This is a genomic window from Clostridium sp. D5 (genome assembly GCF_000190355.1).
Classification (GTDB): domain Bacteria; phylum Bacillota; class Clostridia; order Lachnospirales; family Lachnospiraceae; genus Faecalicatena; species Faecalicatena fissicatena_A.
In genome coordinates this window covers 117,717-136,511 of record NZ_GL870817.1, presented here as the reverse complement: position 1 = coordinate 136,511, position 18,795 = coordinate 117,717, and the positions used below count along the sequence as shown (strand labels likewise).

The 18,795-nt window shown below is 44.5% G+C and carries 17 protein-coding genes; all 17 read right to left on the bottom strand.

Translation table 11 applies throughout. The annotated features are described in order from the left end of the window. Window positions 1–5 precede the first annotated feature (5 nt). The 17 genes from HMPREF0240_RS18110 to HMPREF0240_RS18030 all read right to left on the bottom strand — a co-directional run bounded on the left by HMPREF0240_RS18110 (window position 6) and on the right by HMPREF0240_RS18030 (window position 18,776). The gene (locus tag HMPREF0240_RS18110; RefSeq protein ID WP_009004870.1) at window positions 6–638 is read right to left on the bottom strand and encodes a hypothetical protein; all 633 of its coding nucleotides are present in this window, start codon (window positions 636–638) and stop codon (window positions 6–8) included. Continuing rightward, a complete protein-coding gene (locus HMPREF0240_RS18105; protein ID WP_035314077.1) occupies window positions 619–1,431 on the bottom strand; it encodes an alpha/beta hydrolase family protein in 813 nt (270 codons plus the stop codon). The genes HMPREF0240_RS18110 and HMPREF0240_RS18105 overlap by 20 nt, the downstream gene beginning before the upstream one ends. A gap of 181 nt (window positions 1,432–1,612) precedes the next feature. Continuing rightward, a complete protein-coding gene (locus HMPREF0240_RS18100; RefSeq protein WP_009004868.1) occupies window positions 1,613–4,066 on the bottom strand; it encodes a helix-turn-helix domain-containing protein in 2,454 nt (817 codons plus the stop codon). A gap of 165 nt (window positions 4,067–4,231) precedes the next feature. Then, the gene (gene atpC / locus HMPREF0240_RS18095; protein WP_035314131.1) at window positions 4,232–4,648 is read right to left on the bottom strand and encodes an ATP synthase F1 subunit epsilon; all 417 of its coding nucleotides are present in this window, start codon (window positions 4,646–4,648) and stop codon (window positions 4,232–4,234) included. A 12-nt stretch (window positions 4,649–4,660) separates the two neighbouring features. Continuing rightward, entirely contained in the window at window positions 4,661–6,058 is a 1,398-nt protein-coding gene (atpD, locus tag HMPREF0240_RS18090; protein WP_009004866.1) for a F0F1 ATP synthase subunit beta, read from the bottom strand. Between the two features lie 107 nt (window positions 6,059–6,165). Next, window positions 6,166–7,056 (bottom strand): ATP synthase F1 subunit gamma, encoded by an 891-nt coding sequence (gene atpG, locus HMPREF0240_RS18085; protein WP_009004865.1) that lies wholly within the window; start codon window positions 7,054–7,056, stop codon window positions 6,166–6,168. 1 nt (window position 7,057) lies between these two features. Continuing rightward, window positions 7,058–8,575 carry a F0F1 ATP synthase subunit alpha gene (gene atpA, locus HMPREF0240_RS18080; RefSeq protein ID WP_009004864.1) on the bottom strand — a complete coding sequence of 506 codons (1,518 nt, stop codon included), beginning with the start codon at window positions 8,573–8,575 and terminating at the stop codon, window positions 7,058–7,060. Then, window positions 8,572–9,045, bottom strand: coding sequence for an ATP synthase F1 subunit delta (gene atpH / locus HMPREF0240_RS18075; protein ID WP_242833359.1), 474 nt, complete (start codon window positions 9,043–9,045; stop codon window positions 8,572–8,574). Before atpH ends, atpA begins: the two co-directional genes overlap by 4 nt. Window positions 9,046–9,142: 97 nt before the next feature. Then, window positions 9,143–9,646 carry a F0F1 ATP synthase subunit B gene (gene atpF, locus HMPREF0240_RS18070; protein WP_035314126.1) on the bottom strand — a complete coding sequence of 168 codons (504 nt, stop codon included), beginning with the start codon at window positions 9,644–9,646 and terminating at the stop codon, window positions 9,143–9,145. A 117-nt stretch (window positions 9,647–9,763) separates the two neighbouring features. Next, window positions 9,764–9,988, bottom strand: coding sequence for an ATP synthase F0 subunit C (gene atpE / locus HMPREF0240_RS18065; protein WP_009004861.1), 225 nt, complete (start codon window positions 9,986–9,988; stop codon window positions 9,764–9,766). A gap of 43 nt (window positions 9,989–10,031) precedes the next feature. Beyond that, window positions 10,032–10,742, bottom strand: a complete 711-nt coding sequence (locus HMPREF0240_RS18060) for a F0F1 ATP synthase subunit A (RefSeq protein ID WP_009004860.1) — start codon at window positions 10,740–10,742, stop codon at window positions 10,032–10,034. Window positions 10,743–11,268: 526 nt separating this feature from the next. Beyond that, window positions 11,269–12,795 carry a response regulator gene (locus HMPREF0240_RS18055; protein WP_009004859.1) on the bottom strand — a complete coding sequence of 509 codons (1,527 nt, stop codon included), beginning with the start codon at window positions 12,793–12,795 and terminating at the stop codon, window positions 11,269–11,271. After that, window positions 12,779–14,572 carry a histidine kinase gene (locus HMPREF0240_RS18050; protein WP_009004858.1) on the bottom strand — a complete coding sequence of 598 codons (1,794 nt, stop codon included), beginning with the start codon at window positions 14,570–14,572 and terminating at the stop codon, window positions 12,779–12,781. Before HMPREF0240_RS18050 ends, HMPREF0240_RS18055 begins: the two co-directional genes overlap by 17 nt. A gap of 82 nt (window positions 14,573–14,654) precedes the next feature. Then, a complete protein-coding gene (locus HMPREF0240_RS18045; protein ID WP_009004857.1) occupies window positions 14,655–15,848 on the bottom strand; it encodes a phosphopentomutase in 1,194 nt (397 codons plus the stop codon). Window positions 15,849–15,866: 18 nt separating this feature from the next. Continuing rightward, complete coding sequence (gene udp, locus HMPREF0240_RS18040; RefSeq protein WP_009004856.1) at window positions 15,867–16,640, bottom strand: uridine phosphorylase; 774 nt, start codon at window positions 16,638–16,640, stop codon at window positions 15,867–15,869. 133 nt (window positions 16,641–16,773) lie between these two features. Beyond that, entirely contained in the window at window positions 16,774–17,604 is an 831-nt protein-coding gene (locus HMPREF0240_RS18035; RefSeq protein ID WP_009004855.1) for a purine-nucleoside phosphorylase, read from the bottom strand. A 107-nt stretch (window positions 17,605–17,711) separates the two neighbouring features. Continuing rightward, entirely contained in the window at window positions 17,712–18,776 is a 1,065-nt protein-coding gene (locus HMPREF0240_RS18030) for a uroporphyrinogen decarboxylase family protein (RefSeq protein WP_009004854.1), read from the bottom strand. Window positions 18,777–18,795: the final 19 nt, after the last annotated feature.

The window sequence follows — 18,795 nt, the reverse complement described above, 5'->3', positions numbered from 1 at the left end:
CTCTTCTACCAATTATGATATAAATTGCGTTTTAATGGAAGTGTCTCAAACACATTTTCCAGTGTTTTATCCCAGTATCCCCATTGATCTGCCGCCTGGCCGTCCTTATATTCGATCAGATCCGGTATTTCTGCATCCGCCTGCTTCAGACGCTGGTATGTCTCCCGGCATTTTTCAGATTCCTGTTCCTCTACCCGGTCAGCAGATATGCCAATTACGGTCCCGAATTCGTTTGGGCTTTGAAGCCCCCACTGCATAACACCGCAGGCTCCCTCTGCCACTCCCGCTGCAAACCGTTCTTCTTTTTTCAATGACAACGGTAAATAAAGTTCTGCAGTCCGGACTGCTTCTTCTGCAAAAACATCCATTCTTTCATGCTTCGTTTCCAAAGTGCTGTACTCTATACACGGCATAACCACTGCAATCTGATTTTCCATCGCATAGCGCTCAAGTGAAGTTTTTTTCACCCAGTCCGTGCTCGTATGCGTTTTCCCATGAAAGAGGCAGATCACAGGAAATACCTGGATTGCCTCAAGCTCCTCCATTTTATAAAAAACATCGGGTTCCGGTATGATAACATCCATATTCACGGTTTTTTTCAGTACTTCAGACTGATAACTACATTGCATCCACGCCATTTTCTTTTCCTCCTTTCTTCAGCCATTCCAGAAATCTCCGTATGCTGACATCCCAAAACGGCCAGTTATGATCGCCCTCCCATTCTTCATAATGGACGGGTAGTCCGCATTCTTCTGCTGCCTTTTTAAAAGACTGGTTCTGCTCATACAGAAAATCCCGGGTACCGCAGCTTTGATATATCCGCGGCATTTTTTCCGGACAGCTGCGATAGCTTCGCAGTAAATAAACCGGATCGGCATCTGTGTTTTCCAGCGCCTTTGTGTGATCCACTCCGAAGGCCCGCTGCATCAGGCGTTTTTGCACAGGCTCGTCCATAAAGCCTGTTTCTGTGCTGCTCATGGCAGCAATATCCACAGCCCCCGAAAATGTTCCTGCCGCAGTAAATACTTCGGGATTCCGCAGTGCGATCCGCATAGTACCGTATCCTCCCATGGACAAGCCTGCCAGATAAGTGTCCTCTCTTTTGGCGGACAGCGGGAATATTGCCCTTGTAAACGCAATTAATTCTTTTGCCACATATGTATAGCAGTCATATCCATTCGGCATATTGTTGTAAAAACTTAATCCCGCCTCTGGCATAACTACCGCGATCCCATATTCCTGTGCATAGCGTTCGATACTGGTAAAACGGACCCAGTTCGAATAATTGTCCGATGCCCCATGCAGCAGATATAATGTCGGGAAGGCTGTATCCTCCCGCTTTTTCTTTCCGTCTGTTTCCGGCAGAATCACGTTTATGTCTGTGTTCATGCTCAGCGCAGACGACCCGATTGAACAATGTATCAGTGCCATCTTTCTTCCTCCTTTTTTTGTTGATTCTATTATATTTTTTGAAGGAAGAATAAAATAGACAGTTATCTTTCAGTTTTATCCGGATTTTCTATGATTTTTTATCTACTTTTTTGCGTCAGAATTTATTTTTCTATTAACAGGATATTTTTTCACTATTAAAAGTATAAAAAAAGCAGATTCATTAATCAGAATCTGCTTTGTCTATTAATATAAGTTTTACGCTGTGCGGTACCAGAAGATATTCCATCTGCTGAAATTCTTCTTTTTTAAGTACCCGGCTTTTATAAACAGGAACCGCACTTTTCTGTAAATACTCCACTTCTTCGGGATTAGGCACCGCCGGCGCCCCCATTTCCTTCCATACGTCATAAACGCTTCCCCCGTTTCTGCTGATCTCATATTCCCGGAGTTTCAGACTGGTCCAGTCCTGTATTCCTTCTATATTAATACGATATCTGATGGAATCCCCATCCAGAAATGCCTCCCCGCGGTGCGTCCTGTCCACACCACTTTGATGGCGGTAGCGGTACAGTTTATTAAAATGGACATAATTATATAAGAAGACTTGTATCTGTCCGGTCATTTTCTTTGTGATGAAGTAGCCTTCTCCTCTGCCGATCATCCGTTCTCCCAGCATGTTGAGAAGCTCCATGCAGTAATATCCGCTTTTCTTGATATTCTGGCAGGTAATCAGGCCAAAACCTCCGTGCAGTTCTTCCTGCGCAGGCGCCACTTCTTCCATATAATCACTGAGCGCCCAATAGCCAAAAGCGGAGGCTCTGTCGTAATTATCCAGTAAAGTCTTTGCGATAAAGGATGCCTTAAAGCTTGTATCATTCGTCAGGTCCCGCTGCCAGATTGAGGAATTCCACTCGATAAATACGAACTCCGGAATCCTGCCCTCAATCTTTTTGTGGTACTTTTCCAGATGTTCCAGCAGATGCCGGAAATACTCTTCATCCCGGCTTGTAGCTCTGGGAAGTGCCTCGGGCTTTTCGATCAGTACGATGTCTTCACCCGTTTCCTTTTCGTCTTTCTTGGAAGGATAACCGCAGATGGAGATAAAGTCGGGTCTGCACTGATTTTCCAGGGCGTACTCTATAAATTTTTCATATTCTCCGCCCCGCTCCCACAAGAAATAGGAATCCATGGACGGCCCGCCGACTTCCAGACGGGGATCGATCGCTTTCAGTGTCTGATAGGTTCGTCTGTAAAATTCGTAATATTCACTCATCTGATAATATCCGTACTCCGCATATCCGGCCGGACCGCACCAGGGGAGAAATCTCCAGGAGAGGATTTCCTCAGGCCCGTATCGTTCGATACAGTGCGCGGTGAGCCGTCCTACCAGGCCGCACCATTTTCCCATGTCCCTGGGCATTCCAAAATTTACATTCTTTATAAACAGTTTTCTGGATTTTCCAGACAATGCTGAGGGCATGTAGCTTAACTCCACATAGGGTTTCAGCCCTATGGATAAAAAGAAATCAAACAGCATATCTACGTATTTAAAATTATATACCGGCGTGCCGTCCTCCTGTTCAGTGTATACCATCATGTCATCGTCGAAAAGACCGTGGAAATGAACATATTTAAATCCAATCTCCCGCTGAATCATACTGAGTTGGTTCTGGATAACAGCCGTCAGACCTTCTTTTGCAAATCCTATATTCACCAGGTTTTTCCAGCTATGATTTAATTTTTTCCCTTTTGCGGACGCATCTGCTTCTATTTCTCTGTTACGCACCCGTTCCAGAAAAACGCATTCCCGGATTTTCTTATTTCCTTTGTATTTCGTTAATTCCCGAAACAATTCCTGTTCTGATCCCTCTGTTTGATCCGGCAGCACGGGCCGTCCGCGGTATTTGCCTGGTGTCACCCCATAGGATTCGCGGAATCTGCGTATGAACTGTGTGGCGTCTTTAAAGCCGCATCTATGTCCGATCTCGGTAATGGAAATCCCTGTATTCATCAGGTATCCGGCAGCAGCCTGAAGCCGGACCTGGTTCAGATACTGATTAAAACCGACCCCCGTTTTCTGCTGGAAATACCTGGACAGATAGTTCATCGACAAATATTCTTCCTCCGCAATCTGCTTCAGGGTTATGTTTTCTGCATAGTCTCTATGTATTCTCAACAGAATGCGCCTGAGCCGCTCCAGTGAATGAGGGGTCTGCTCCTCCTTTTGCGGCACTCTTACAGAAAACCCCTGCTCCAGGAAATAAAGAATACGGTATATATCGCTTTTTATCAGCAGGCTGCTCTTATTCTTCTCCTTTACACAGAGCCCGAATAATTCGGCCAGCATCTGCCGCAGTTCCGTAAACATTTCCCTGTTCATCTCCTCCTGCAGGTCTGAACGGCAAAAAATCTCCTGCTCCGCTGCTGTTCCCAGGCTCTCTGACGCTCCTTCTGAAAAGAAAACTGTGAGTACGGCACTGCCTGGCTCACGAATGACCTGATACAGAGAGAATGGATTTACCACCCATAAGTCTCCTCTGCACATCCTGCTTGTCTCGCCCTGGCAGCAGAAAGTGCATTCGCCCTGCAGAACAAGGAAGATCTCCAGGTTACGGCTCCAGTGCATCTGCTCCTCCTTTTCATTATTTACAATAAATCTTACCTGTTCTTCCATGATCTTTCCGGGCCTCCGTTTACTCTCGCGGCTGAATCTCTGTTATATATACTAATGAAAGTATAACAAAAAAATGACTCTTCTGCAAAGGGGTCTGACCCCTCTGCAGAAGGGTCAGACCCCTTTGCAGTCCATATTCAGAATTCTTTAAAGATTCTGATTTGTTTACAAATTCCACCGCTTTCCCTGGGACACTTTCAGGCGGTTCATTGCACGCGCCAGAGATGCCTGGGTGCGGTAATATTCCTGGATGCTTTGTTTCTGACGCATCTGCTCTTCTGCACGCTCTTTTGCTTCCTCTGCACGGCGCACGTCGATCTCTTCAGGGCGCTCGGCGGTATCGACCAGAACGGTGACACGGTTATTTACAATCTCTGCAAAACCTGCACCAACGGCGACGTCAACCCAGCTGTCTTCTTCAACTTCCATCCTGGCATCCCCGACGTTTATGGCTATGACCATATTTTCATGGTTTGCAAGAATTCCCATTTCTCCGTCAGGAGCCGGAAGGATCAGCTTTCTGCAGCGGCCCTCGTAGAAAACCCTGTCACTTGCTATTATTTTCAGGCCAAATGTATCCATATACATACACCTCTATTCTGCTGCGCTTAATGCTTTTGCTTTGTCGATTACATCGTCTACGGTTCCTACATTAAAGAATGCGGATTCCGGATACTGATCCATTTCTCCGTCAATAATCATTTTAAATCCGCGGATCGTCTCCTTCAGCGGCACATATTTGCCTGGAATTCCGGTAAATGTCTCGGCAACGTAAAATGGCTGTGACAAAAATCTCTGAATCTTTCTTGCACGCATAACGACTGCTTTATCATCGTCCGAAAGTTCTTCCATTCCAAGGATGGCAATGATATCCTGCAATTCTTTATACTTCTGCAAAATAGCAGTCACCTGATTTGCCACTTCATAATGCTCTTCTCCTACAATGTCTGCCTCCAGTATACGGGAGTTGGATTCGAGCGGATCCACGGCAGGATAGATCCCCTGTTCTACGATCTTTCTGGACAATACAGTGGTTGCATCCAGATGCGCAAATGTGGTTGCGGGTGCAGGGTCAGTCAGGTCATCGGCGGGCACGTAAACAGCCTGCACAGACGTAACGGAACCATTTCTGGTAGAAGCGATACGCTCCTGCAGCTCACCCATTTCTGTCGCCAGCGTAGGCTGATAACCTACGGCGGAAGGCATACGTCCGAGAAGTGCTGACACCTCGGAACCGGCCTGGGTAAAACGGAATATATTGTCAATAAACAGCAGCACGTTCTGATGTTCTTCGTCACGGAAATATTCCGCCATGGTCAGCCCCGTTTCCGCCACACGCATACGCGCTCCAGGCGGCTCATTCATCTGGCCGAATACCAGGGCCGTTTTCTCCAGAACGCCGGAAGCCTTCATTTCCGTCCACAGATCATTTCCTTCACGGGAACGCTCTCCCACCCCGGTAAAGATAGAATATCCGCCGTGTTCGGTGGCAATATTGCGGATCAGCTCCTGAATCAGGACCGTTTTACCAACACCTGCGCCGCCGAAAAGACCAATCTTACCGCCCTTGGCGTAAGGAGCCAGCAGGTCGATGACCTTAATTCCCGTCTCCAGAACCTCAATCACCGGGCTCTGATCCTCAAAACTCGGGGGATCCCTGTGAATCACCCATTTCTTATCACTATTGACCGGCTCCCCATCATCAATGGTTTCACCCAAGACATTAAACAATCTGCCAAGCGTCTGCTCTCCGACCGGCACCTTTATGCCGTCCCCGGTAGCTGTTACTTCCATATCCTTATGCAGCCCTTCGCTTGCCGCAAGCATCAGACAGCGCACCTCATTATTTCCCACGTGCTGCGCTACTTCCATAATGCACTTCTTTCCATTGTTATCAACTTCAAGCGCATCCTTAATAAAAGGAAGATTGCCGTCTTCAAATACTACGTCCACGACAGGTCCCATAACCTGTACGATTCGTCCTTTATTCATAATAGATCTCACTTCCTTAATCGTATTGGGGCAGGAACCTTTGCAAAGGGGTCTGACCCCTTTGGCAAAGGGGACTGACCCCTTTGAACTCCATTGTCAGAATATTCTCATTTTTTCCGCTTCTGGGCATTGGCTCCGCTGCATACCTCGGTGATCTCCTGGGTGATCGCGGCCTGCCTTGCACGGTTGTATAAGGTAGATAGTTCCTTGATGATACTTTCCGCGCTGTCCGTGGCGGCCTGCATGGCCATCATGCGGGCATTATGCTCGCTGGCGTATGCTTCTACCAGACAGCCGTATATCATACCGGTTATATAATTTGGTATAATGCTGTCCATGACGCTTTCAGCGGACGGATACAGTTCGATTTCTTCCCGGTGTATACTCAGCGGCATGATCATATGGCTGAAGGAAGCCCGCTCCAGCGGGAGAAGCTTTACCTTCTCTGCATCTGACTGCACGGAGTTCTCCATCCGGGTGTATATCATATAAACTTCATCCAGCTCTCCCTGTTTGAATTTGTCAAGAATCGCTGAAGCTATGTTTCTCGCCCGGTGCATCGTCGGTTTCTGGACCGTATACTGGAAGTTCGTATCAATCTCCACTTCGTGTTTGGAAAAATAATGTCTTCCCAGTTCTCCGACAACGAACAGCTTATGCTCTCCCGGCCCATTTAGCAGCTCTTCTTCCAGCTTGATGATGTTATGATTGTATGCCCCTGCCAGCCCCTTGTCGGCCGTTATGACAATGGAACCGATCTTCCGTTCCCCGCTGGGGATGTTTTCCCTCAGATCGAAGTACGGATGCTCAATATCAGGGACGTGGCGCAGGATTCTGGAAATCTCCCCCTGCAGCCCATAGAAATACGGTTCTGTATCTGCCAGTTTCTTCTTCGCCTGTTTCATCTTGGAAGAAGAGATCATATACATCGCATTCGTAATCTTCATCGTATCTTTTACGCTGTTTATACGGGTCTGAATTTCTCTGATATTTGCCATATTAACACCTGCTCTTCTTAAATTCCTTCGCTGTCTCCACAATCTTTTCTATCAGCTCATCGGTAAGAGCCTTTTTCTCCTCGATCTCTTCCCCGATTTCAGGATATTGTGTATCCATGAAGCTCAGCATATCTGCCTGGAATTGTTTTATATTAGACTTTTCTACCCCAAGCAGCACCTTATTCGTTGCTGCACAGAGGGTAATAACTTTTTCATGCAGACTGAGAGGCTGACACAAAGGCTGTTTCAGAAGTTCCATCAGCCCGCCGCCATAATCCAGCTGCTCTTTCGTTGAAGCATCCAGGTCAGAGCTGAACTGTGTAAATATTTCCATTTCTCTGTACTGTGCCAGGTCGATACGGATACTTCCCGATGCCTTTTTCATTGCTTTTGTCTGTGCCGCACCGCCTACACGGGATACGGACAGGCCTACATTGACCGCCGGGCGCATACCCGAGAAGAACAGGTCGCTTTCCAGGAAAATCTGTCCGTCTGTGATAGAAATTACATTGGTTGGAATGTATGCGGATACGTCTCCTGCCTGTGTCTCGATGATCGGAAGGGCTGTAATAGAACCACCTCCCAGCGCATCGCTCAGACGGCTGGAGCGCTCCAGCAGCCTGGAATGCAGATAAAACACATCGCCCGGGTAAGCCTCACGTCCCGGTGAACGTCCCAGCAACAGGGAAAGTGAGCGATATGCGACCGCATGTTTGGATAGATCATCATAAACGATCAGCACGTCTTTACCCTGATGCATAAAATGTTCTGCCATCGCGGTTCCTGAATAAGGTGCAATATACTGCAACGGTGCACAATCACTTGCTGTTGAGCAAACCACAATCGTATAATCCATGGCTCCGTTGGTCTTCAGTGTGTTCACAACTTTTGCGACAGTAGATGCCTTCTGGCCAATTGCTACATATATACAAACAACGTCTTTTCCTTTCTGGTTGATAATCGTGTCTAAAGCAATGGAAGTTTTTCCCGTCTGCCTGTCTCCGATTATCAGTTCCCTCTGTCCCCGTCCGATCGGAAACATCGCGTCAATTGACAGGATTCCGGTCTCCAGCGGGACACTGACTGACTTTCTGTCAATAATGCCGGGGGCCTCCTGCTCAATCGGCCTGTAGCCATCCGCCGGGATCTCTCCCTTGCCGTCCACCGGCATACCCAATGAGTCGACAACTCTTCCTATATATTTATCTCCAACCGGAACTCCGGCTTTTTTGCCCGTGCGGGTTACTTTCGTGCCCTCCTTGATCTCCGTATCGTGCCCAAACAGGATACATCCGATAGCATCCTTTCGGATGTCCTGTACCATACCCTTAAGCCCGTTGTGAAAAGTCACGATCTCCCCGTACATAACATGGTCAATCCCATAGACAGTGGCGATCCCGTCGCCAACGGAAATAACTGTACCAACCTCGCTGTCCTTGCTGATTGAATTAAAATTTTCTATCTCATTTTTCAGGATAGAAATAATCTCATCTGAATTAATTGAACTCACCTTGTTCACCTCCAGGTCAATTTTTGTTCTAATCTGTTCAGACGTCCCTGCAGGCTCCAGTCATACTCATCATTGCCCACACGCAGTACAAAGCCGCCCAGCAATGCCTCGTCCTGCCTGATTTCAATATATGCCTTTACAGCATTATATTTTTTACAAAGAAACGCCTTCATTCGTTCTATCTGCACCTCACTGGGAGGTTTGGCACATGTTAATACCGCATTCAAAATCCGATTCTGTTCATCGCTGTATTTATAATATGCTTTGAAAACATCACCGATAAGATCCATTCTGCGGTGCCTGCATGCCACCTTCAGGAAATTCCTGATTTCCTCAGGAAATACCTGATCAATCACTTTAAACTTTTCTTCCTCACGGATGGTTGGATTGACAAACACATCTCTTAACTGAGGAATCTCTGCGAATATATCTTCTGATTTCTGTATGGCCTCTCTGGAAATGTGCAGCTCATACAACACTTTTGCATACCCTATTGGGCAGTTTACTGCGGACCCGCCCAAAGGGCATGAGTTACGGGGTGCCCCTTGGGTATACCCTATTGGGCAGTCCTGACTGTTAGCGGTCGTCTGTGTCATCATGAGCGTCACCTACTTCTCCCAGAAATTGATTATATATATCCTGATTTCCTTGATTCTCTGCCTTATTGCTTACGATCTTGGCAGCCGCCGTTATCGCAAGCCCTGCAATCTCTGACTGCAGCTCTTTCATTGTCTGTTCCCGTTCCATCTCAATATTGGCTTTTGCCGAATCCAGCATGTCGTCCGCCTTTTCCCCGGCGTCCTTCACAATACGCTCATAATCAGCCTTTGCCTGCACCTGAGCCTTTTCTACGATCTTCATAGATTCCTCTCTGGCACCTGTAAGTGCGGCTTCATACTCATTTTTAAGCACCTCCGCCTCTTCCCTTGCATTACTCGCCTGGTTCAGGCCGTCAGCAATCTGCCTTTCACGTTCTTCCATAATATTCGTAACTGGTTTGATTAAAAACTTTTTCAACAAAAGATAAAGAACAACAAGGTTTATAATGGTAAAGAAAAGGTTCACATTTAATTGCAGCACCTGTTCCACCTGCCTTTCCTGTTATTTTCGCGAAAGCAGCGTGTCGAAATCGCCTTTTGGGCCCCGACTGCTGCTCCCGGTTCAAGTGCCTCCATCCGAGACAATTGTCTTTTTAATTTATTTCAAAAGTAAGATAATCAACAAACCAATGATGAATCCGTATATCGCGGTAGCCTCAGCCAGCGCACATCCAAGAATCAGTGTTTTGCTGATCTTGCCCTCGGCCTCCGGCTGCCTTGCGATTGCATCTGTCGCTTTACCCGTTGCAATCCCGATACCAATACCTGCTCCGACACCTGTCAAAACTGCAATACCTGCTCCAATAGCTATAATTGTTCCCATAATACAAAATCTCCTTTTCTTCTAAATATTTCTGTTAAACTTTTTACTCCTGCTCTTCATTCATGAACAGCGCTGTCAGAAAAACGAATACATATGCCTGCAAAAGCCCGTCAAAAATATCAAAATAAAAACTGAACGGTATTGGCACCAAAACTGGTATAATCGCTTTTAAAAGTTCCATAATAACAAATGCACCCAGTACATTTCCGAATAGCCGCATACAAAGAGACAACGGACGGATTACAATCTCCAGAACCATGATCGGTGCAACTACCGGCACCGGCTCGGCAAAATGTTTCACCCAATGCTTTACTCCATTCTTATGTATGCCTGAGTATTCAATCAGAAACATACTCATAATCGCCAGCGCTGCTGTCACATTCAAATCCTTTGTCGGCGGCTTGAATCCAAACAGACTGATGATATTGGAAACACCCAGATAGAGAATAATCGTAATCAAATAAGGGATGTAACGCTTATTTTCCTTCCCTATGATGCCTTCGAAGAAATCTTTGGCCCACCCGATGGTTGATTCCAGCACCAGCTGTTTCTTTCCCGGATTCTCAACTTTAAGGTTCCGCACAAAGATGATGGACAGCCCGACCAGTACGGCCATGATAATCCAGGTAACCACCACCGATTCCGCAACACCGATACCTCCGAATACCGGAATGGTAAACACCGTATCGCAGTTTAGCTCCTCAAGCAGCTTCTCTGTTAAACTTTCCGTATCGCTCCCTCCCTTTCTTTTCATATTTTGCGTATAAAATAAAATTTCGCTTGCGAAACTCGCACCTGAGGCGGCCTAATTGTGGCCTCTGCCTCTTACACCGCAGTGCGCATCCCGCCAGAAGGGCTTTCTATTTCATAGGGCTTAATTTTCTATGAAATAAAAAAAGAACTTCAAATGCCGAAATTCCCTTACCCCCGCGCCCTTTCAGGAATCGCTCTCCTAAAAGTTAAATAAAGATTACGCCCAAAGTTTTCGTTTGTCAACGATTTAGAAATGTTAGCATTTGCCGTTCTTTTTCAATTATTTTTATCAAATTTTCCCGTGTTTTATTTCTGGGGATCTACGATTTTTATATAAATTTTATCTTTATTTTTGATTTTTTTAATTTTGTAAAAATTTGTTAAAGACATATTAGCCAAACCGAAATGTTTCAACCCCATTATATTTCGTCATTTTATCTATAAGTATGTCTATAATTTCACAATGATTAAGGAAACTTTAGCAATTTCTTTACCTAAAACCGCGGTTTTCTGCACTTTATCACTTACTATTCCCCTCGCATCTCCTGCAGATATTTACTTGGCGACATCCCTTCTTTGGTTTTAAATACACGGCTGAAATACAAGGCATCCATATATCCGGTCTGTACTGCAACATCTTTCAGCAAGATATAAGGATTGGCACGCATAATCTGTTTTGCTAAGGCAATCCTCAGCTCACAGATATATTTCCCCGGTGTAATGCCGAATTGTGCTTTATAAAGCGAGGTGATATATTTTTCGTTGTATCCGAATTTTTCATTAAAAACCTTAGAGGACAATGGCTGGGTATAATTCTGTTCCAAAAACTCTTTCACCTGATAAACCGTATGTCTGGATGCTGCATTATGCCATGTATCCTCCTTAATCTGAAGCAATTCTTCCATTTCAAAGATCAGAGTGCTTTCTAAATCAGTAAAGGAATTACAGGATGAAATAATTTCATCAACATTAACAGAATACTGTTTATCTGCACTGTCAAATGAAAGGAAATAATTCAGTAAATAACGGAGATCTGTCTGCAGCTGAAATTGTGTTATATTACTCTCCTGCCAGAAGAGAATCAAATCTGTTACCAGTACTTTCAGCTCTGATAAGCTAATATAATTGCTGTACTTTCCACAGCGCTGATAAACATATTCAGATACGGCAGGAGATTTCTTAGTTCCAAACGGCTGATAGTGCAGTGCGCTGTTTCTGCCGAAAGGTAAGTGAAACAATGTGAACAAATTACATTCGGTTACTGCCTGAGGAATGTCCCTGCCATGCAGAATCCTTTCGGAGACAATCAGATTCGTGTATGTTTCGGGAGATTGAATGGAATTCCATAAGTCATCCGCAAGTTTTTTCAAAGGTACATTTTCTTCCGGAGAAATAATAGCGACATAAAGAATCTCATTATAATGCCAGCCCTTAATCTCTAAGAGCTGGATTCCATATTTTTCAGCCAGAAAGGGAATAAAGCTGCTGTCCAAATTCATAATTGCTTCTTTCCCAATATTAAAATCTCCATAAAATGCATTTACGATAGGTCCATAATAACTGAACATAAGGATGCAGTCATAGGGGCCAAAAGGGTTATCCAGCTCATTTATATTTTTAGGATGTGCAAGTACATGCGCCACATAGTCCCTCATGGATGCCCTGAGTGAAGTTTCAAATAAACCTTTCACTTTTGTAAGCAATTCATGTATTTCCTCCGACACGATGGGCTTCAGGAGATAATCTGTTATGCCGGACTGCATTGCTCTTTTGGCATATTCAAATTCGGAATATCCGGAAAGTATAACAAATCGTATGTCCAGACCTGTTTTTTGGGTCTCTTCGATCATTTCCAAACCGGACATCATAGGCATTCGGATATCGGTGAAAACAAGCTGCGGCTTTTTCCGGCGGATGGTCTCCAGGCCATCCTTTCCGTTATATTCTATGCCTATTACGTGAAAAGTGTCCCCAAAAGCGGCGATGGACATCTGTATGCTTCTTGCAATTGCAGGCTCATCCTCAACAATCAGAACATCAATATTCACCTTCATGGATCGTCCCCCCTAATTCAATAATCGTAAGTCCGTCTTCTTCAAAAAAGCGGAAACACTCTTTGCCCTGATAAAACATATGCAGGCGTATTACCGTATTCTTCAGGCCTAAACCGCTTTCATCCCCAAGCTCCTTAAGTACCATGTCATTATCAAAAGAAGCCTGAATACTATCCATAAGCTTTGACATTACTTCAGCAGCTCTCTCCTTTGGAGGCGCTCCATTGTTTGCCACAGAAACAAACCATCTGTCCTGAGTATGCCAGAAGCGGATTTTGATTTTCCAAATGGGAGGCACATCTTTAAAACCGTGTTTGAAACAGTTTTCTACTATTGGCTGAAGTATCAGTTTCGGTACTGGAACATTTTCTATATCTTTATCAAGCTCCATATCACATTCCAGCATGTGTTCATACCGCATTTGCATTATGTAAAGATAACTTTTAACATTCTCCGCCTCATCCGAAAGCTTCACGGATTGATTATTATAGGTCATGGAATATCTGAGCAAACTGGATAGTTCCCTGCACATACGGGGCACAGCCGAGTCTCCGTTTTCCATGCCATATGTTCCTATGACAGATAGCGTATTATATAAAAAATGAGGGTTCATCTGTGCTTCCAGGGCATTGATATGAGCTTTTAATGCCAGCTCCTTTGCGGCTATCAGTTTCTGGTTCTGGACATGTATCTGGTTCATAATTTGCTCAATCGTAGTGCTGAGCATTGTAATTTCGTTATTGTCTGTTGCCACTTCCAGATGTACTGCAGAGGATGTACCCTGCTCTTCCAGACTCTCTTTCAACTTCCTCAGCGGTGCGGAAAGGTTCTGTGACACAAAATACACCAGACATAGGATGAGTATGACTCCGGCAATAAAAATCCATATGATCGTTCCTTCCAGCTTCATTTTTTCATCGGCATAAAAGCTGATATCCTTTTTCAGCACCATTGTCCAGCCGGTCATTTCCGAATCGCAGTAATAATAACTAAAATTCTTTTTGGTTGTTAAAAATCCAGTATCAGTATCTTCCGGTATTGATTGAAGTATTTTCTTTTCTTCCTCATCTACGGTTCCTGTATTTGTTGAATACCAGAAGTCGGTATTCCGGTCTATAAGAAAAACTTCATCTTCATTCGAAGTCAGGACAGCATTCAGTTCCTCCACGTTTTTGTCAAGCACTAACAGCCCGTATGTATGAAACATATCACGTACGGGACGGTAGACAGAGATTACATTTTCTTCCTCCAGACTCCAGAAGTCACGGTGGGGAAAAATGCACAGGGAGCTCTCCCCACTTTCAAAAATCTCTTTAACATTAATATATTTTTTCATATTTTCATTATCCAGAGACTCCTGATATTTCCCTGATACGGCAGCATGGATATTATTATATCCACTGCTGATATAAGTGATGGAACTGCTGCTTTTGTCATTTACCAGAAGAGATAAAAAAATACGTTGTATCTGGAGGGCATCTGTCGGATGGTAAGCAAAATAATTGGGGGCAGCGTCATTCTCGGAAATCTCTTCCGTATATTCCATGAATTCCGGCAATGTATGAAGAAAAGAAAGCTGCTTGTTCATATCCTCCAGTAAATCATCCAGCCGTTCTTCGGAAACCTTCAGTGTATTCAGGGAGGCTTCCTCCATATTCGTATCCAGCAATCCCGCATTGTATTGATAAAAGGCAGCTAAAGCGACAGCTAAAATGAAGGAGATAATGATACTGTATGTGATATAAAGTTTCCAATGAAAAGAAATTTTTTTTAACATGTCACACCGCCCCTCCCTGTTCTGAATTTCTGGTTTTATTTTAACATAGATACACGGTCAGCACAATTTATGCAAATGCTAATTATCTCATCTGATCCAGGACAGAAGTTCCAATCGTACCATGCGGCATCTCTATTCCAAAATTATCCACAACCGTTGCCCCTATTACTGCAAAAGTATCCGCTTCCTCAAGCTCACCGCCGTCTTCCATTGATTTAGAATACGCAATAAAAGGCACTTTTTCTCTCGTGTGGTCTGTCCCCGCATAAGTTGGATCATTTCCGTGGTCAGCAGTAATTATCAGCATATCATCTTCGTTCAGTGAATCCAGAAGAACACCCAGCTTTTCATCAAAGCGCTCTATCTCACGCGCATAACCGTCAGGATCCCTGCGATGTCCCCAAAGGGCATCAAAGTCTACAAGATTAACAAAGCAAAGCCCATGGAACTCTTTCGTCTTTGAAACTTCAATCGTCTGTTCCATTCCATGAACGGAATTCATGGACCACATTGCTTCTGTGATCCCCTCTCCTGCAAAGATATCATTGATTTTACCAATCGATATGACATCCAGCCCATTTTCTTTTAAGGCATCCAAAGCAGTTTTCCCAAAGGGCTTTACCGCATAATCATGGCGGTTGCCTGTTCTTTTGAATTCCCCCTTTCTCCTGCCTGTATAGGGTCTTGCAATGACACGTCCCACCTTCCATTCATCCTGCATTGTCAGCTCTCTGGCAATCTCGCAGCAGCGGTACAGTTCTTCCAGACCAAAGGTATCTTCATTCCCGCAGATCTGCAACACTGAATCTGCAGAAGTATAGACTATCATATGCCCTGTTTCTATCTCTTCCAGAGCCAGCTCTTCCAAAATCTCAGTGCCGCTCGCACTCTTATTCCCAATGACTTTATGCCCGGTTTTTTTCTCCAGTTCTTCAATCAGTTTTTTAGGAAAGCCAGTTTGGGTAAATGTTATAAATGGCTTCACTGTCTTTAGCCCCATAATCTCCCAATGTCCTGTCATTGTATCTTTTCCTTTACTGATTTCATTCAGCCGTGTATAATATGCCATTGGCTTTTGAACAGGAGATACCTGACGCAGCGGATGCAGATTCCCAAGTCCAAGCTTTTGCAGGTTTGGAATACAGAATGTCTCAACACTCTCTGAGATATGCCCCAATGTATCAGCGCCTGCATCTCCGTAGTCTGCTGCATCTCTGGCCGCTCCCACACCCAGAGAGTCTATCACGATTACAAAAATCCGTTTATATCTGCTCATAATTAACCTGCTTTCATCCTAATTATCTTGCTTTATAAGCTCTTTGATGGCCTCCACTGCTACACAAATTGCTGCACCTGTATCGTGGACAATCGGGTTAGCAAGCCCTTGGCGTTCCCTCTCCTGATTTGCCAGTACAAGGAATACGGAGCCCATCCTAACCTTTAGATAACTTGCGGTTATGAACAATGCCGCAGACTCCATCTCAGACGCTTTACATCCCAGCTTTAGCCAGGCATCCCATTTATTCATCAGCTCATAACCAACCGGTTTTATCTCCGGGGAATGCTGTCCATAAAATGCATCTTTACAATGTACTACTCCCACATGGAAAGGTTTTTCCAAATTCCTTGCCGCTTTCACAAGTGCATTGGTCACATCGAAATCCGGTACAGCGGGAAATTCAATTGGCGCATATTCTTTGCTCGTACCCTCCATCCTTACCGCTCCATTCGCTATTACCAAATCACCGCTTTTTACATTGATATCCATTCCCCCACTGGTTCCAATACGGATAAATGTGTCAGCACCTGACATCACAAGCTCTTCCATGGCAATAGAAGCGGACGGGCCGCCAATTCCAGTAGATGTTACGCTGACTTTCTTCCCCTCAAGGGAGCCTGTATAAGTGATATACTCCCTGCTGTCTGCCATCAGCACAGGATGATCTAAATACTTTGCGATTGCGGCACAGCGCTTTGGATCGCCCGGCATGATGACATACCTGCCTACATCTCCTTTTCCGACCTGGATGTGGTATTGTTTTCCTTCTTTTTCTGAATAATTAATCATAAATCAAATCTCCTTATACACTATTATTTATCTTTCTTTTATTACAGCACATTCTATATAAAGATCAGCGAAGGTGTCACTCAATAGCTATCATTCAACTATCTCGCGACACCCTCTTATAAGCTATTGTGTTTTATAAATTTTTCATTCTCATAATAGATGTTGTTATTAATTTTTTGAAAATGTCCGCCGCTTTATCGGCGGTTTCCTGTACTTCATCATGTGAAAGCGGCTCATTGGACATTCCGCAGGCCAGATTGGTAATACAGGATATCCCGCAGATTTTCATTCCCATATGACTGGCGGCCACGGCCTCACATGCAGTGCTCATTCCGACAGCATCGGCTCCGAGCTTTCTGGCAAGCCGTACTTCTGCAGGCGTCTCAAAGGCAGGTCCCGTTGTCTGAAGGTACACCCCTTCCTTTAAGGGTACTTCCAGTTCATTTGCAACGTTTTTGATTACCTGGCATAAGTCTTTATCGTAAACTTCACTCATATCACTGAACCGTTCTCCCAGCTGCTCTATATTTTCTCCAATTAAAGGGGATGGAACAAAAAAAGATATCTGATCCGTAATCAGCATAAAATCTCCGGCACGGAAATTAAAGTTCAGACCACCTGCCGCATTGGTCAGAAACAAGATTTCGGCTCCCAGCATTTTCATTAAACGGACGGGAAGCACAACATCTTCCATTGGATATCCTTCATAATAGTGGATACGTCCCTGCATAATTATTATAGGTACTGTTTCTATATATCCAAAAACGAACCGTCCCTTATGTCCGGGAACTGTAGATATTGGAAATCCCTCAATTTCATCATAGTTAACAGTCTGCACTATCTGGATTTGCTGTGCATATTCGCCGAGCCCTGAACCCAGAATAAGCGCAGCCTTCGGCTTAAAATCTACTTTCTTTTTAACACATTCATAACACTCCAGCAATTTTTTATAAGCAGAGTTCATACGCTCTCCTTTACTTCCATAAGCAGCAAGCCAAAGTCAGGCTCACCTGACCCTGGGGGGCCGTGGGGATCAGACATCCCGCAGCGCTGCAAATTTTTAGTCCACAGTTACTTAATAAATTGTTTTGCCGCTTCATACAATGCGCATATATTTTCTGGCGGTACATCACCTTCAAACTCCTGGCTGCCGCATAATATATACCCACCGCCCGGTGAAAGTGCTTTTATAACTCTTGTGGTTTCGTTATATACCTCGTCCGGCGAACCCTCCGGAAGAATATGCTGAGTATCGACTCCGCCCTGAAAGCTGATATATGATCCAAATTCTTTTTTCAGCTCATCCACGTCCATTCCAGCCACCTTTTGAATGGGATCAAGAACATCAACCCCACACTGGATCAGCTGAGGAATGATTGCTCTTACTGCGCCGCATGAATGCTGCATATAGTATGCCCCATGCCTGTGGGCCTGATCTGCAAACATTTTTGTGTTCTCTGCAAAGAACTCTTCCCACATACTGGTACTGAATAATGTACTGATCTGCGTTCCATAGTCATCACAGCATCGAAGAATGTCCACTTTATTATTAGCCGCTTCAAACATTCTTTCATAAATCTCATAGCTTGCTTTACAGTATCTGTCCAGCATAGCTTTTAAAAGCTCCGGCTCTTCATACATATTTATGTAAAAATCTTCTGCATTATATAACAGCGTAAATACCTGATAAGGACCCGGCCATCCGATTCGGATAGCTTTGTCTTCATGCTTTTTCACAAATTCAGTCACTGCATTGTAATCGTAATGATCCGGATTAAACCAGCCTTCAAACTTCTCAAAATCCTCGAAACTTTGAATAGCACTATATGGGTGTGATATTGTATGGATATTGTATTCTACTCCATTCCACTTCTTTACATACTGTGCCCCCATAGAATCTGTATAAACCATCTCGCCTTTTTCATTCTCAAACGGTTCTGTACTTGGACCTGTATATGGCGGCAAATCCATAATTCTTGTATCAATATTAAAATGAGTAAGTACCTCTTCCTCCGACTGGACCTGCAGATGATTTTTCAGATTCTCCCAAGCAGTTTCGACACACTGCATGGTTGTGGGAATCCTGTCTGTTTCTTTGCGAGAAAGTGCCATACGCACTCTTTCTTTTGAATTCATATGATTTATGCTCCCCTCT

Bases quoted from the DNA above. Each gene is read 5' to 3' on its own strand.
- HMPREF0240_RS18110 (WP_009004870.1), bottom strand. From the start codon at position 638: ATGGCGTGGATGCAATGTAGTTATCAGTCTGAAGTACTGAAAAAAACC.
- HMPREF0240_RS18105 (WP_035314077.1), bottom strand. From the start codon at position 1,431: ATGGCACTGATACATTGTTCAATCGGGTCGTCTGCGCTGAGCATGAAC.
- HMPREF0240_RS18100 (WP_009004868.1), bottom strand. From the start codon at position 4,066: ATGGAAGAACAGGTAAGATTTATTGTAAATAATGAAAAGGAGGAGCAG.
- atpC (WP_035314131.1), bottom strand. From the start codon at position 4,648: ATGGATACATTTGGCCTGAAAATAATAGCAAGTGACAGGGTTTTCTAC.
- atpD (WP_009004866.1), bottom strand. From the start codon at position 6,058: ATGAATAAAGGACGAATCGTACAGGTTATGGGACCTGTCGTGGACGTA.
- atpG (WP_009004865.1), bottom strand. From the start codon at position 7,056: ATGGCAAATATCAGAGAAATTCAGACCCGTATAAACAGCGTAAAAGAT.
- atpE (WP_009004861.1), bottom strand. From the start codon at position 9,988: ATGGGAACAATTATAGCTATTGGAGCAGGTATTGCAGTTTTGACAGGT.
- HMPREF0240_RS18060 (WP_009004860.1), bottom strand. From the start codon at position 10,742: ATGAAAAGAAAGGGAGGGAGCGATACGGAAAGTTTAACAGAGAAGCTG.
- HMPREF0240_RS18055 (WP_009004859.1), bottom strand. From the start codon at position 12,795: ATGAAGGTGAATATTGATGTTCTGATTGTTGAGGATGAGCCTGCAATT.
- HMPREF0240_RS18050 (WP_009004858.1), bottom strand. From the start codon at position 14,572: ATGTTAAAAAAAATTTCTTTTCATTGGAAACTTTATATCACATACAGT.
- HMPREF0240_RS18045 (WP_009004857.1), bottom strand. From the start codon at position 15,848: ATGAGCAGATATAAACGGATTTTTGTAATCGTGATAGACTCTCTGGGT.
- udp (WP_009004856.1), bottom strand. From the start codon at position 16,640: ATGATTAATTATTCAGAAAAAGAAGGAAAACAATACCACATCCAGGTC.
- HMPREF0240_RS18035 (WP_009004855.1), bottom strand. From the start codon at position 17,604: ATGAACTCTGCTTATAAAAAATTGCTGGAGTGTTATGAATGTGTTAAA.
- HMPREF0240_RS18030 (WP_009004854.1), bottom strand. From the start codon at position 18,776: ATGAATTCAAAAGAAAGAGTGCGTATGGCACTTTCTCGCAAAGAAACA.